16 protein-coding genes are annotated in these 14,082 nt (G+C 67.3%); 5 read left to right on the top strand and 11 right to left on the bottom strand.

Features of this window, described 5'->3' with window-relative positions:
• Positions 1-8: 8 nt before the first annotated feature.
• Positions 9-488, bottom strand: a complete 480-nt coding sequence (locus tag ON45_RS07310; protein WP_158412265.1) for a MarR family winged helix-turn-helix transcriptional regulator — start codon at positions 486-488, stop codon at positions 9-11.
• Between the two features lie 86 nt (positions 489-574).
• Here ON45_RS07310 and ON45_RS07305 point away from each other — a divergent pair, with 86 nt between their 5' ends.
• Both ON45_RS07305 and ON45_RS07300 read left to right on the top strand, forming a co-directional pair.
• Positions 575-1,447: an SDR family NAD(P)-dependent oxidoreductase gene (locus ON45_RS07305; RefSeq protein WP_241432168.1), complete on the top strand. Its 873-nt coding sequence runs from the start codon at positions 575-577 to the stop codon at positions 1,445-1,447.
• Positions 1,448-1,476: 29 nt separating this feature from the next.
• Positions 1,477-1,905 carry a nuclear transport factor 2 family protein gene (locus tag ON45_RS07300; protein WP_040492981.1) on the top strand — a complete coding sequence of 143 codons (429 nt, stop codon included), beginning with the start codon at positions 1,477-1,479 and terminating at the stop codon, positions 1,903-1,905.
• A 68-nt stretch (positions 1,906-1,973) separates the two neighbouring features.
• Here ON45_RS07300 and dprE2 read toward each other — a convergent pair whose 3' ends face one another.
• From dprE2 to ON45_RS07250, 10 genes are read right to left on the bottom strand one after another with little or no spacing between them, the layout of a single operon-like run.
• Positions 1,974-2,720, bottom strand: coding sequence for a decaprenylphospho-beta-D-erythro-pentofuranosid-2-ulose 2-reductase (gene dprE2, locus ON45_RS07295; RefSeq protein WP_040492980.1), 747 nt, complete (start codon positions 2,718-2,720; stop codon positions 1,974-1,976).
• A gap of 19 nt (positions 2,721-2,739) precedes the next feature.
• Complete coding sequence (gene dprE1, locus ON45_RS07290; RefSeq protein WP_040492979.1) at positions 2,740-4,107, bottom strand: FAD-binding oxidoreductase; 1,368 nt, start codon at positions 4,105-4,107, stop codon at positions 2,740-2,742.
• A 31-nt stretch (positions 4,108-4,138) separates the two neighbouring features.
• Complete coding sequence (locus ON45_RS07285; RefSeq protein ID WP_241432167.1) at positions 4,139-4,879, bottom strand: class I SAM-dependent methyltransferase; 741 nt, start codon at positions 4,877-4,879, stop codon at positions 4,139-4,141.
• Complete coding sequence (locus ON45_RS07280) at positions 4,876-5,739, bottom strand: decaprenyl-phosphate phosphoribosyltransferase (RefSeq protein WP_051062673.1); 864 nt, start codon at positions 5,737-5,739, stop codon at positions 4,876-4,878. The genes ON45_RS07285 and ON45_RS07280 overlap by 4 nt, the downstream gene beginning before the upstream one ends.
• On the bottom strand, positions 5,736-6,452 hold the full coding sequence (locus tag ON45_RS07275; protein ID WP_051062671.1) for an HAD family hydrolase: 717 nt from the start codon (positions 6,450-6,452) through the stop codon (positions 5,736-5,738). Before ON45_RS07275 ends, ON45_RS07280 begins: the two co-directional genes overlap by 4 nt.
• Positions 6,449-7,762 (bottom strand): 3-phosphoshikimate 1-carboxyvinyltransferase, encoded by a 1,314-nt coding sequence (aroA, locus tag ON45_RS07270; RefSeq protein ID WP_040492977.1) that lies wholly within the window; start codon positions 7,760-7,762, stop codon positions 6,449-6,451. The genes ON45_RS07275 and aroA overlap by 4 nt, the downstream gene beginning before the upstream one ends.
• Positions 7,759-8,823: a prephenate dehydrogenase gene (locus tag ON45_RS07265; protein WP_040492976.1), complete on the bottom strand. Its 1,065-nt coding sequence runs from the start codon at positions 8,821-8,823 to the stop codon at positions 7,759-7,761. The genes aroA and ON45_RS07265 overlap by 4 nt, the downstream gene beginning before the upstream one ends.
• On the bottom strand, positions 8,816-9,607 hold the full coding sequence (locus tag ON45_RS07260) for a pseudouridine synthase (protein ID WP_083914559.1): 792 nt from the start codon (positions 9,605-9,607) through the stop codon (positions 8,816-8,818). The genes ON45_RS07265 and ON45_RS07260 overlap by 8 nt, the downstream gene beginning before the upstream one ends.
• Complete coding sequence (gene scpB, locus ON45_RS07255) at positions 9,600-10,268, bottom strand: SMC-Scp complex subunit ScpB (RefSeq protein ID WP_083914558.1); 669 nt, start codon at positions 10,266-10,268, stop codon at positions 9,600-9,602. Before scpB ends, ON45_RS07260 begins: the two co-directional genes overlap by 8 nt.
• A 5-nt stretch (positions 10,269-10,273) precedes the next feature.
• On the bottom strand, positions 10,274-11,056 hold the full coding sequence (locus tag ON45_RS07250; RefSeq protein ID WP_040492975.1) for a segregation and condensation protein A: 783 nt from the start codon (positions 11,054-11,056) through the stop codon (positions 10,274-10,276).
• A 53-nt stretch (positions 11,057-11,109) separates the two neighbouring features.
• Between ON45_RS07250 and trpS the strand changes: the two genes are divergently transcribed.
• From trpS to ON45_RS23880, 3 genes are all read left to right on the top strand, one after another.
• Positions 11,110-12,114, top strand: a complete 1,005-nt coding sequence (gene trpS / locus ON45_RS07245; protein WP_085946517.1) for a tryptophan--tRNA ligase — start codon at positions 11,110-11,112, stop codon at positions 12,112-12,114.
• Positions 12,115-12,159: 45 nt separating this feature from the next.
• Positions 12,160-13,452, top strand: a complete 1,293-nt coding sequence (locus ON45_RS07240) for an MATE family efflux transporter (protein ID WP_040492974.1) — start codon at positions 12,160-12,162, stop codon at positions 13,450-13,452.
• Positions 13,453-13,627: 175 nt separating this feature from the next.
• On the top strand, positions 13,628-13,756 hold the full coding sequence (locus tag ON45_RS23880; RefSeq protein WP_277619166.1) for a hypothetical protein: 129 nt from the start codon (positions 13,628-13,630) through the stop codon (positions 13,754-13,756).
• Positions 13,757-14,082 lie beyond the last annotated feature (326 nt).

Genomic DNA, 14,082 nt, shown 5'->3' with positions numbered 1-14,082 from the left:
GTCGAAGATCAGCGGCGCGATGGGAGGAAGGCGTCGTGGTCGCACAAGGTCGCGGCCAACTTCGAGAGAGCCGTCGCCAGGTGTTCCGTGTCCTTCGACGAGAGGTGATCGAAGACGAGACGTTGCACCTCTTCGGCGTGAAGCGGCGCCACCTTCTCGAGGAGTCGACGACCCTTCTTCGTGAGGGTGGCGTTCTTGCCACGGCCGTCCACCGGCGAGGTCGCGACCTCGACGATTCCCCGGTCGATCAACGTGCGCATCCGATGCGTCAGGCGACTCTGCGAGAGGTTCGCGGCGTCGGCGAGTTCCGAAAGCCGGAGTGTGTCGTCGGGAGCTGACGACAGCGCGACGAGGATCCCGTAGTGCACTGCCAACAGATCGTGCTCCTTGAACGTCCGCTCGATCTCGGGAAGTCCCCGGTTGACGAACACGAGGAGCGCTTGCCACGCCTGTTGCTGGGTTTCGTCGAGCCATCTCACGTCCGTCACACTTCCCAGCATAGTGGTTGATAAGTCAAGCAAACTCCGGTAGGTTGATTTCAGGTACTTGATACGTCAACTATAAAGGAGACAACGTGAGCAACACCATCGACCGCACAGCGGGAAACTCCGCCCGCGCCGTACCGACGGGCCGAACCGCCATCGTCACCGGTGCCGGAAGCGGGCTCGGAGTCGACATCGCCGCAGGCCTCGCAGCGAAGGGATACCGCGTGTTCGGAACGTCACTCGACAGCGAAGATTCCAGCGCCGACACGGGGGTGGAACTCGCGCACGTCGACATCACCGACACGACGGCCGTGCGGTCGTGGGCGGCCCACGTCGAAGAGGAGACGGGCGGTCGAGTGGACCTCCTGATCAACAACGCAGGCATCCTCACGCCCGGCCCACTCGAGGTCGTGCCCCTCGACGCCATCCGCCGAGAATTCGAAGTGAACACCTTCGCCCCACTCACCGTTGTCAACGCCTTCCTCCCCCAGCTCCGCGCCGCCGGCGGCAGGATCGTGCAGATCAGCACCATCTCGGCGGCGTTCCCCATGGCCTTCAACACGGCGTCGGCCGCCTCGAAGGCGGCGGCCGAAGCGCTCATGATCGGCTACCGCGCCGAGCTACACCACCATGGAGTCGACGTCACCATCATCCAACCCGGCAGCATGCTCACCGGCGGCCCGGCAAAGTCTGCAGCACTTCTCGATCGCGTGATCGACTCGCTGACTCCGGACGAGCGCGACCTCTACGGAGACGCGCTCGCCCGATTCGCCGACGTCTTCAACGAAGGACAAGGCGCCGGCCTGCCGTCGGCCACCGCAGCCGGCGAGGTCATCGACATCGCCGAACGCACGCCCGCCCCGAGCACCGCCACGATCGGAGACGACGCCGCAGCGCTCCACGCGCTGATCCAGACATCCACCCCCGAGGAGCTGGACGCTCTGCGCCTCCGGTACTCATGACCACCCCAACCACAGACAGGAACAACACCATGATCGAGATCCTCGACCCCACCGATGAACGCGCCGTTCGCAACAAGGACAACCTCGTCGCCTTCTACGAGCAGGCCATCAACCAGAAACAGCCCATCGAGGCAGCGAACAAGCTCGTCGACGACGACTACATCCAACACAACCCGTTGCTGCCCGACGGCGCCGCCGGACTCGGAGCGGCGTTCGCCGCCCTCACCCAGGAGCGCGAGAACGCCCGTGTCGTCATCCACCGGATCATCGCCTCAGGCGACTGGGTCTGGGCCCACGTCAACTTCTTGAACCTCTACACCGACGACCCCGACGACCTCGGCGTCGCCGGCGTCGACATCTGGAAGATGAACGCAGACGGCATCGCCCTCGAGCACTGGGACGTCCTCCAACCGATCGCGGACGCCGTCAGCCCGGTGAACGGACATGGAATGTTCTGACGCCACGAGGGTCCACCCCGCTCGCGAACGACATCAGGCAGCCGACCGCTGACTGATCGAGGTGTGGGTCAGCGATCGAGCTTGCGCCAGAGGAATCCGGGGAGTACGCGCAGCACGGTGAACACGCCGCGCAGCATCCCCGGTGCCCACACCACGGACTTGCGGCGGCGGAGACCGGAAGCCACCGCTTCCGCGACGTCGCTCGGGTCGCACGCGAACGGTGCTTCGTCCATGCCCTCGGTCATCGCCGAGCGAACGAACCCGGGACGCACGGTCATCACGCGAGCACCCGAACCGACGAGCGCGTGGCCGAGCCCGGTGGCGAACGCATCCTGTCCCGCCTTGGTCGCTCCGTAGACGAAGTTCGACGGGCGGGTGCGAACACCCGCGACACTCGACAGCACGACCAGCACGCCGTGTCCCTGCGCGCGCAGCCGGGCGGCGACGGCGAGTCCGGAACTGACCGCACCGACGACATTCACCTCGACCAGCTCGCTCGCAGCGACCGGGTCGGTGTTCACGTCGTCACCGCCGAGCTGACCGAACGCCTGCACGACGACGTCGAGGTCCCCATGCTCAGCGACCACCTTCGCCACGAACTCCTCGTGCGTGTGATGGTCGATCGCGTCGAACGCAACGCAATGCACGGTCACCCCGTCCGGCAGCCCGTCGATCGTGACGACGTCACCGCCGCGATGCGCGAGCACCACCGTCGTCAGTGCCGGCGACGCGAGCTCGGTCACGATCGCGTGGGCGATCTCGCTGCGGCCACCCAGGACCAGGATCGTCTGCGGTTGTTCGAATGCGTTCATCATCACGGGTTCCGTTCAGTGTTCAGATCAGTTGGAGGCGTCGGGCCTGGTCGCTCGCCCAGACGCCGTGGGGGTCGATGCCGTAGCGAATCGCCTTCCACTCTTCGAGTCGTGGGTACCCGGCGCGGACGACTTCGGGTGTCGCGAACGAGTCCTTGGCGAGATAGTGCCGACCGCCGACACCCAGCACGAGCGTGTCGAGTTCGGTCAACAGCGAGTCGAGGCCGCCGACACCGGCGGGCAGGTCGAGCGTCAGTGTCCAGCCGGGCTTGGGGAAGCTGAGCAACCCGCCGCTCTCGGCGCCGAAGCGCTTGAGAACGGCGAGGAAACTGGCGTGTCCCTCGTCGGCGATGCGGGCAACGATCGTCCGCATCGTGTCGACCGCGTCGAACGGGACCACGAACTGGTACTGCAGGAAACCGTGGCTGCCGTAAAGGCGCGTCCACTGACCGACCATGTCGAGCGGGTGGAAGAACTGGGTGATCGATTCGATCCCGTGGTGTTGCTTCGGGGTCTTCCGATACCAGAGTTCGTTGAAGGCGCGCACAGCGGGACGCGGCAGGACGTTCGGAAATCCGGGTGGAACGTCGGGAAAGGACCGTGGGTCGAAATCGAGCGGCCGCTCGGCCAACCCCGGCTTCATCTCGCGGAGGTCATCGACGGTCGCATGGTTGCCCATCGACAACACCGAACGACCGAGGTGCTTTCCCGTCGCCACGAGGTCGATCCATGCCACCGAGTAGCGGTAGTTCCGATCACTGGTCTCCATCGCCTCGACGAGTTCGTCGAAGTGGGGAACGCGACGCGTCTCGACGACGAAGTGGCGGGTCTCGACGGGGATCACACGGAACGACACGTCGGTGATCACTCCGGTCAGCCCCATTCCACCGATCGTCGCCCACCACAGGTCGGGATCCGTCCCGGCCGTGATCGAGCGGCGCGTCCCGTCGGCGAACAGCATGCCCATCCGCACCACATGGGCCCCGAACGAGCCGTCGGCGTGGTGCCCCTTGCCGTGGATGTCGCTGGCGACCGCTCCACCGACCGTGACGAACCGCGTTCCCGGCGTGACCGGCACGAACCATCCCTGCGGAACGATCTCGCGCAGCAGTACGTCGAGGCTCACACCGGCATCGACGTGGGCGATTCCGGCAGCCGCATCGAGGCGGATCGGTTCCGAGCCGGGCATCAGCTCGATCACCGCTCCCCCACCGTTCTGCGCCGGGTCGCCGTACGACCGCCCCAACCCCCGTGCGATCGCTCCCCGGTCACCGACGATCGTCGAGAGCCCTTCGTCGGACGACAACTCGTCGGCCGTCGCGCGAACCACCGTCGCCACCGTCGGGGCGGTCCGGCCCCAGCCGGTGAGAACGCGTTGTTCGGATTCCACGAGGAGTCGAGGCTACTGGCGTCGATCAGCGTCAGTAGGGCCACTCGCGGCGAACGAGTTTGGCCGAGATCAGGACCTTCAGCGTCACGTTCTTCACGAACCACGGAAGCTGTGCGAGTTGGCGAGCGGCGTTCGTCGACCGGGCGCCGAGTCCGCCGCCGAGGTCGGCGCGGTAGATCGTCATCGACCGGGAGCGGCCGACGTAGCGGAACCGGCCGCCCGGAACGAGCGCACGCAGGATCGCGAAGGTGACGCCGATCGACGAGAACGAGTCGTGGATCAGCATCGTGCCGCCATCGGCGACCCGGTCGCCCCAGGCCCGAATGTCCGCCAAGGCCGGCCCGTAGCGGTGTGCGCCGTCGATGTACAGCAGGTCGGGGCGCCCCTCGACGGTGTCGAGAGCGGCGTCGGAGAAGGCACGGACGTGCTCGACGCGGGCAGCGACCCCCGCGCGCTCCAGATTGGCCGTGAACACCGCGTGGTCGTCGGCCGCGTCGACCTCGAACCCCTCGATCTCCTGTGGGCCCCGGTCGTTCCCGGCGTGCGGGTCGATCGCCACGATCCGCACCGACGGGGCAGCGGCCGTGGCGAGCACGATCGTGGAGCGCCCGCGAAAGCTCCCGATCTCGACGATCAGTCCATCGGGCGGGCACCTCGTCGCTGCGTCGTAGAGCGTGGCCCCCTGACCGGGACTCATCCAGCCCTCCACCTCGGCAACCGCTTCCATGGCCGCCGGGAGATCCGGTCGTTGATCGTTGGTTCGGTCCGTCATGCTGTGTACACCGCCACCCCGTAGATGATGATCCATGCGACCCCTGCGAGCTGCAGGACACGGTCGCTCGCGAAGACTTCCTCGGGTGCCGACCCCTGACCGCGTTCGAGCACGAGGAGATACCGGAACAGGGCGGCGATCATCGGGACCACCGACAGTTCATAGAACGGGAAGTCGGTTCCGACCGCGGTCTCGAAAGCCCACACGCAATAGCTGATGAGTGCGCCACCCAGGCTGACCGACAGCAACATCCGCAGGAATCCGGGCGTGTAGACATCGAGCGTGGAGCGGGTTCCGGCGCCGATTCCGACCTCTTGCAGTTCGGCGTAGCGCTTGCCGACCACGATGAACAGTGAGCCGAAGGTGACGCACAGGATGAACCACCGCGACATCGGTACGTCGACGGCGACCGCGCCGCCGGCGGCGCGCAGCACGAAGCCGGAGGCAACCGCCAGCAGGTCGATGATCTCGACCTCCTTCAGCCAGAACGTGTAGCAGAGCGTGATCGCGATGTAGACGGCGACGATCGCCACCGTCTCCCACCTCCCGGTCGCTGCAGCGACCGCGAGGGCCGCGATCGGCAGGACGACTCCCGCGGCCCGCGCGACCGGAATCGACAGCGTGCCGGCCGGTATCGGCCGATGGCGTTTGGTCGGGTGGACCCGGTCCGCCTCGATGTCGTTGAGGTCGTTCCAGATGTAGATGCCGCTCGCCGCGAAGCAGAACGCCACGAACGCGAGCACCGTCGCGACGAGGTCGCTCGGCTCGTCGAGTACTCCGGCCGCGCCGGGAGCAGCGAAGACGAGCACGTTCTTCAGCCACTGCTTGGGTCGCATCTCCTTGATCAGCGGGCCGATCACGCGCCGCCTCCCGTGTGCTCGCTGCCCCGACGTCCGTCACGTTTCGGCGAGCGCGGTCGTTGCATCCAGTGCGCTTCGTCAGCGTCGCCGAGCAGCTCGCGATCCCCTGCCGAGTCGCCATAGGCCACGACGCGAGCGTAGGCACGGCCGATCCCGTCGTCGCTCGTTCCAGCGCTCGTCGACGTGTCGCCACGAGCGAACGTGCCGTCGAGCCACCGGTGGAGTCGGCGGACCTTCTCGGGCCCCCGACAGTTCGGCCCGTCCAGCGCACCGGTCGCCACACCGTCTCGGGACATCAATCGGGTCGCGAGCACGTCGTCGACTCCCAGCAACTCTCCGAGCGGTCGGAGGTAGATCTCGAACGACGCAGACACGAGGACGACTCGGTCACCCGCCTCGCGATGCTGATCGAGCAGGGCGACCGTGTCCGGCCGCAACCAGTGCTCGTGCACGAACCGGGCGAAGGTGACGCCGATCGCGCTCAGGTCGTCGATGCGGCGTCCGCGAAACGCTGCGGCCGCTGCCAATGCCTTCAACTGATCACGATCGCGACGGGCCAGCACCGGAACCATTCGGTCGGGTCGTGCAACGAGGCGTCCTGCGATCCGGCGGGTGCCCGTGACACGTCGCATGAACGGGACCACGCAGTCGCGATCGGTGATCGTTCCGTCCACGTCGAAGGCCGCGACGGTCGTCCGGGTGCGCACGGTCACGCGCGCCTCGCGGGGATCGCGTCCAGCGCGTCCCAGTACGTCGGCCAGCTCTTCGTGACCACCTCGGGGTCGGCGATCTCCAAGCCGCTCACCACGAGTCCGAGCAAACCGAACGACATCGCGAGGCGGTGATCGTGGTGCGTGTCGAGCCGCGCGCCCCGCAACACGTCGGTCGGGTTGATCGTCAGCCCGTCGTCCTCCACCGTGATGTCGGCGCCGAGCTTGTGGAGTTCGGCCGCGAGGTCACCGAGCCGATCGCTCTCCTTCTCCCGGATGAACCCGACACCACGGATCCGGGTCGGTGTCGTCGCCTGGGTGGCGACCACGGCAAGCGTCGGCACGAGGTCGGAGATGTGCGCCATGTCGATGTCGATGCCGTGCAGCGGACTGTCGCGGCGGCGCATCACCACGGTGGACGTCGGTCCGGAAGTGACGATGCAGCCCATCTGTTCGAGCACGCCACTGAATGCGGCATCGCCCTGCAACGACGACTCACCGAGACCTTTCACGGTCACGGCCCCGCCGACGACCGCCGCGGCCGCCAACGGGTAGCTCGCGGACGAGGCGTCGGGTTCCACCTGGTAGCGGGTTGGCTCGTAGCCGCTCTCGGCGACCGTGACGTGACGGTGCGCGATGTGGATGTCGGTGGCCCCGAAGGACTCCATCACCGATTTGGTGATCTCCACGTACGGACGACTCACGAGGTCGGTCGAGAGCCCGAGCGACAGCCCGTCGCGGATCAGCGGGGCGATCAGCATCAACGCCGTCACGTATTGGCTCGACACGTCACCGGGCATCACGATCGCGTCTGCTCCGCCGGCCGGACCGGAGATCGTGACGGGAAGGTGCCCCCAGTCCTCACCCGGCTCGACGCGGGCGCCGAGGGCGTGGAGCGAGTCGTGCAAGGGGCCCATCGGACGTGCCCGCAACGGCTCGGCTCCGTCGATCAGATACGGCCCTGGTCCGAGCGCAGCAAGCGCCGTCACGAAACGCGACGTGGTTCCGGCGAGCCGCGTGTCGAGGGTGATCGGGCCGCGCAACAGCGCTCCACCCGTTCCGGTCACCGAGCCCGTCGACAGACCGTCCTCGTCGGACACGTCGACCGGAATCCCCAGGCGATCGAGACAATCGACCATCGCGTTGGTGTCGTCGCCCGGCGCGAGCCCGACGATCTCGGACTCACCTCCGGCGAGCGCCGCACAGATCAACGCGCGATTCGCGATGCTCTTCGACGGCGGGACGGTCACCTCGGCGATGACGGGACCCTCGGCCAGCCGCACCGTCTGCACCGTGCTGGAGTCGCCCGTCATGTGAGCGCCTGGACCGACGGGCGGAATCCGCGCGCGATCAATCCACCCCGGAACACCTCGACGTGGGCTTGATCGATCAGAACGACAGCGACGCCGAGGTTGCGCTCGGCCGCGTGCACGACTTCGAAGTTCGCGATGTTGACGCTGAGGTCGGCTGCGAGGACGAAGACCTCGGCTGCCGCTCCCGCCCGGTCGGGAATCGGGATCCGGACCTCGGCGAGGTTCTCGGGGTGGACCACCCGGCTGGGCAGGTTGGCCCGCTCGTGACGTGCCCGATCGAGCCGGTCGCGGAGCTCGGACCGCTTGCCCTCGTCGATCTCCGTGCGGACCTCGGTGAGTTCGTCGATCAGGTGCGTCAGCGACGACACGATCGCCGTGCGATTCTCCTCACAGATGTCGAGCCAGATGTCGGGCCGCCCACTCGCCACGCGCGTCATGTCGCGGAACCCGCCGGCCGCCAGCCGCAACAGCGCCGCGTGTTCGATCGAGCGATCCGCCGCCAAACCCATCAAGGACGCGGCGGTCAGGTGCGGGACGTGGCTGATCACGGAGACCACATCGTCGTGCCGGTCCGGCGTGAGCGCGAGCACTTCGGCTCCGAGTTCGGACACGATGGCCGTCAGGCGGGCGAAGACCAGGTCGTCGGCGTCGTCGTCCGGGGTGAGCACCCAGATCGCACCGTCGAACAAGTTCGCGTCAGCCCCGTCGAGACCGTTGCGCTCGCTGCCCGCCATCGGATGACCGCCCACGAAACGTGAGTCGGTGATCGCTGCACAGATCGGCCCCTTGACGCTGCCGACATCGGTGACGATTCCTGTGGTTTCACGCAGCGCATCGCGAACCGCGTCGGTGCCGCGCAACACCGGAACCGCGACGAATGTGATCGTCGCCGCAGGATCGAGGCCGACGGAGTCGATGAGCTCGCGATCCTTCGCCGACTCGGAGACCGCCTCGTCGTCGTCGACCCCGGCGACACGCCATTTCCGGGCGCGCAACGCCGCGGCGATCGACCCGCCGATCAGGCCGAGCCCGATGACGTTGGCGGTGCGGGGCTCAGTCACGGCGGGCGATCGTACTGGCGACCGCTTCGACCATCGCGTTGCGTTCGTCGGTGGTCCACTCGCGCCACTCACCCGGCTGCAGGCTGCGGTCCGTGATCGGACCGATTCGGGTCCGGACGAGTCGGTTGACGGGGTGACCGATCGCGTCGCACATCCGCCGCACCTGGCGGTTCTTGCCCTCGTGGATCACGATCCGCAGCACGCCGGGTTCGGGTTGGGAGACCTTGGCCGGCGCGGTGCGACCGTCGTCCAGCTCGACCCCCTCGCGCAGTTGTCGGATCTTGCCCGCCGACACGTTTCCACCGCCGACCTCGGCGAGGTACTCCTTGTCGACCCCGTGGCTGGGATGGGCGATGCGGTTCGCGAGTTCGCCGTCGTTGGTGATCAGCAGCAGACCCTCGGTCTCGAGGTCGAGGCGACCGATCGCGAAGACACGCGGCTCGGCCGGAACGATCTCGAGCACGGTGGGGCGCCCGTGGGTGTCCGAGCTGGTCGTGATCACACCCGCCGGTTTGTTGAGCAGGTAGTAGACGAGCCCGGGTTTGACGCCGATCGGCGCGCCGTCGACCTCGACCAGATCGTCGTCCGGCTGGACCCGGCGCCCCAGGATGGCCACCTCGCCGTTGACGGTGACCCGTCCGGCTGCGATCAGGTCCTCACAGGTGCGGCGGCTGCCGAATCCCACCGCCGCGAGGACCTTCTGGAGCCGTTCTCCCTGTGGGAGCTGTGCGCTGGCTTCGGCCTGCTGCTCCCACAACGGCTTCTCGGGCACGCGATCAGGCATCGGGCCCGGTGTCGGTCGCCGTGTCCGTTGCGGAGTCGGTCGCCGTCGACACATCGATCTCGGGAGTGACCCGCAACCCGTGTTCGAGGACCTCGACCACGTCCGGACCGGGAATGAACTCGGCGATCGCCGGCAGATCGTCCACCGACTCCAGACCGAGCTTCTCGAGGAAGGTGGACGTGGTGCCGAACAGAATCGCCTGGCCCGGCCCCTCGTCGCGCGCGATCTCGTCGATGTACCCGCGTGCTTGCAGCGTCCGCAACACACCGTCTGGGTCCACCCCGCGGATCGCTGCGACCTGAGCGCGTGAGATCGGCTGCTTGTACGCGACGATCGCCAACGTCTCCAGTGCGGCTCCCGACAGCCGGGCGCGCTGGTCGTGGAGCAGGAACCGTTCGACGTACGGAGTGAGGTCGGCCGCGGTCTGGTACCTGACTCCGCCAGCGACACGGGTGAGTTCGAAACCGTGTTCCGCTTCGGCATATCCCGCGGCAAGCTCGTCGCACCATTGCTCGATCAACGCCGTCGGCTGTTCGAGCAACTGCGCGAGCAGCTCGTGGGGCACCGGATCGTGGGACACCATCACGATCGCCTCGATGGCGCGCTTGTACCCGGCGATCCGCGTCGCGCGTTCGTTGTCGTCGATGAACTCGTCGGTCATGATCGTCAGCCGTCGTAGACGTCGATCAGGATCGATTCGGTGTCGACACCCTCGCCGGGTGCCCACACGACCTCGATGTCACCGAAACGATCGGGCTGTTCCACCTCGACCACGCCCTGCTTGAACAGTTCGAGCACGGCGAGGAATCGGACGATCACCTCGATGCGATCGGCGAGATCGGCGGTGAGCCGCCGGAACGAGATCCGGCCGGCCCGGGGAAGTTCGTCGAGCAGTTCGTCGACCGCGTCGGCCACGGTGACCCGGATCGGGTCGACGTGGAAGAGGTCGACGACGGGAACCGGCTTCGGGGTCAGCGCACGGATCGCCGCTCGCTGCAGGCTGGTGACGCTGGTGCGTTCGAGCAGATCGGGCATCACCTCGGCGAAGCGCTCATCGGGGCCGACCGCACGTGGGAACGAACGGTCGGCGTCGTCGGCCAGCTGGGAGAACACGGCAGCGACGTCTTTGAAGGTCTTCGCTTCGAGCAGCCGAGCGAGGAGGAGGTCGCGTTCCTCCCAGAGCGCGAGTTCCTCGTCGAGATCCATGTCGGCCTGGTTCGGCAACAGCCGACGGGCCTTCAGATCGACGAGTGTCGCCGCGATCAACAGGAAGCCCGTGATCGTGTCGAGGTCGAGCGTCTCGTCCTGCTGCATCTTCTCGAGTTCCAGCAGATACGCGTCGACGATCCGGGACAGATTCACCTCGTAGATGTCGACCTGTTCCTTCAGGATCAGCTGGAGGAGAAGATCGAAGGGGCCTTCGTACACAGGCGTCGCGACATCGATCATCGGAGCCAATCCTACCGCTCGGGCTCCTCTGGCAACGGATAGCGTCGGGACCCGTGAGCACGACCACCCGCGTACTGTCCTGCATCCAGCCGACCGGCGATGTGCACCTCGGCAACTACCTCGGTGCGCTGCGCAACTGGGAGCGTGGCCAGCACGAGTGCGATGCCTTCCACGGGATCGTCGACCTGCACGCGCTCACCGTCACCGAGGAGCCCGGAGTCGTCGGCGAAGCCACGCTCTCGTTGGCTGCGATGCTCTTCGCGGTCGGGTTGGATCCCGACGTCGCCACGGTTTTCGCTCAAAGTCACGTTCCCGAGCACAGCGAGCTCGCCTGGATCATGCAGTGCAACGTCGCGTACGGCGAGCTCAGCCGGATGACCCAGTTCAAGGACAAGACGACCAAGCGCGAGGGCCAGTTCATCTCGGCCGGGTTGTTCACCTATCCCGCGTTGCAGGCCGCCGACATCCTGCTCTACGACACCGCGGAGGTCCCGGTCGGCGACGATCAACGTCAACACATCGAGATCACCCGCGACATCGCGATCCGCTTCAACCATCGATTCGGGGAGACCTTCGTGCTCCCCGAGGCGGTCACGCCGGCAGCCGGCGCGCGGGTGATGAGCCTGCAGAACCCGACGGCCAAGATGTCGAAATCCGACGACTCCAGCGCCGGTTGCGTCGAGATCGTCGACGAGCCGTCGGTCGTGATGAAGAAGTTCAAGCGCGCCGTCACCGATTCCGACACCGGTCCCGACGCGGTGCGATTCGATCGCGAAGCCAAGCCCGGTGTGGCCAACCTGCTCGAGATCCACGCCGCCGTCACCGGACGGACTCCCGAGGAGATCGCCGCCGAGTTCGAACAGTACGGCGCGCTCAAGGTGGCCACGGGCGAGGCCGTGCTCGCGGTACTCGATCCGATCCGGACGCGGTATCACGAGCTGATGGACGACCGCGGCGAGCTCGCACGATTGTTGCGGGTGGGTGCGCTCAAGGCGCGTGAGGTCGCCTCGACCACGTTGGAGCGGACCCATCGCGCCATCGGCATGCTGCCGGCCTGACGTGACGCTTCTGTCACGCTGACCCGGTGCTGACGGAATGCTGACGTGGCACTGAATCCGACCGATCGGCGCATCCTGCGGCTCGCGCTCCCGGCGGCGGGAGCACTGGCCGCCGAACCGCTCTATCGCCTGGTCGACACCGCGATCGTCGGGCGACTCGGTACCGAGCAGCTGGGTGGGGTGGCCGTCGCCGTCGCGATCCTGACGCTCGTCATCGGCGGGTCGAACTTCCTCGCCTACGGCACGACGCAACGTGTCGCGAATCGGCTCGGCGCAGGAAACACGCCGGGCGCCGCCGATGTCGGGGTCCAGGCCTTCTGGCTCGCGGCGATCATCGGCGCGATCGCCGTCCCGGTGCTGGTCGTCTTCGCCGAACCACTCGCCTCACTGCTCGGTGCGCGCGACGAGGTCCTCGAGTTCGCGACGACGTATCTACGGATCTCCGCGCTCGGGGTGCCGTTCGTGCTCGTTCTGCTCGCCGCCGAGGGGACGCAGCGTGGGGCGAGCGACTACCGGTCGCCGCTGATCGTGCTCGTCGCGAGCAACATCGTCAACGTCATCCTCGAGGTCGTCCTCGTGTTCGGATTCGACATGGGCGTTGCCGGAGCGGCGTGGTCGACTGTGATCGCTCAGATGATCGCGGGCCTGGTGCTGTGGCGCCTCACCCGCCCCTACACGGCCGCCGCTCGAACCCGGCGTCCCCGCTGGAGCGAGATGGCACCACTGCTGTCGGCCGGGCGCCACCTGCTGCTGCGCGTCGGTTCGATGATGGCGGTGTTCACCGGTGCGACGGCGGTCGCGGCACGCATCGACGACCCGACGCTCGCTGCGTACTCGATCACGATGACGATGTTCAGCTTCCTCGCACTCACGCTCGACGCGCTGGCCATCCCGGCGCAGACGCTGGTCGCAGAGGAACTCGGCAAGGGCGGGACCGGATCGACCGAGGTGGCGGAACGGTCGGCGCGCCTGTCGCTCCGGATCGGATTCGGACTGGCGGTCCTGCTCGGACTGTCCGCTCCGCTGGTCTCCCGGCTGTTCACGACCGACCCCGCCGTGATCAGCCGCGCCACCGCCGGGCTGTTGATCCTCGCCGTCGTGATGATTCCCGGCTCGCTGGCCTTCTCGACCGACGGTTCGCTGATCGGCGCGGGCGACTACGAATTCCTGGGCCGGGCCGCGCTCGCCTACCTCGTCGCCGTGACGCCGATCGCCGTCATCGTGCTCATGTTTCCGGAGCTCGGCATCGTCGGCATCTGGGGCGGTCTCCTGATCTGGATGGTCCTGCGCGCCGTCGTCAACCTCCGCCGCACCCACCAGATCCTCGGCACCACCTGACCAGTCCCCCACACACGGTTGTCGGCCGAAATTTCTGCGGATCGTGATGCCGGTCGACACGATCCGCAGAAATTTCGTGGCGGTTCGGAAACTCGCTTGATCGGGGTCCGACGAATGGGGCAGAGTTTCCTCCACTCGAGCGACCGACGCTCGAACGAACCGAAGGGAGGCGCACATGAAGAAGCACGATTCACTCGATCCGCTGACGATGCTCGGTGCGGCTCCGTTCACCGGTGTCGGAGTCGCGATGCGCGGCTGCGCCGACACCATGGCCATTCCGGCCGCCCCGTCGGCTCAGCGCTGACGCCGGCTCGCGCCGAATCCGTCTGACCTCCGCGTACGCGGCCGTCCCTGGAGCGCGCCGTCTCGTCGTGTCTCCGCTGCGCTGACGCCCCGCCCGACCCGCCTGGCCGACCCGTCGGACCGACGGCGCCGTCGGACCCGGATGTCGCGCCACCCGCTCCCCCGACAGGGAGATCCAGACCCAACCCAACCAGAGAAAGGACATCGACGATGTTCCCCCAAGTGAACACCGAGTACCAACTGCGAGAGGTCCGCGAACGCCACGCCCGCGTCCGTGCGGACGTGGAACGTTCACGGGCGTTCCGCAACGCTCGAGGGCGGCACCGG

Source organism: Ilumatobacter nonamiensis YM16-303, assembly GCF_000350145.1.
GTDB lineage: Bacteria > Actinomycetota > Acidimicrobiia > Acidimicrobiales > Ilumatobacteraceae > Ilumatobacter_A > Ilumatobacter_A nonamiensis.
Note: the sequence above shows the minus strand (reverse complement) of the source record. Positions and strands in the feature narration are given on the sequence as shown.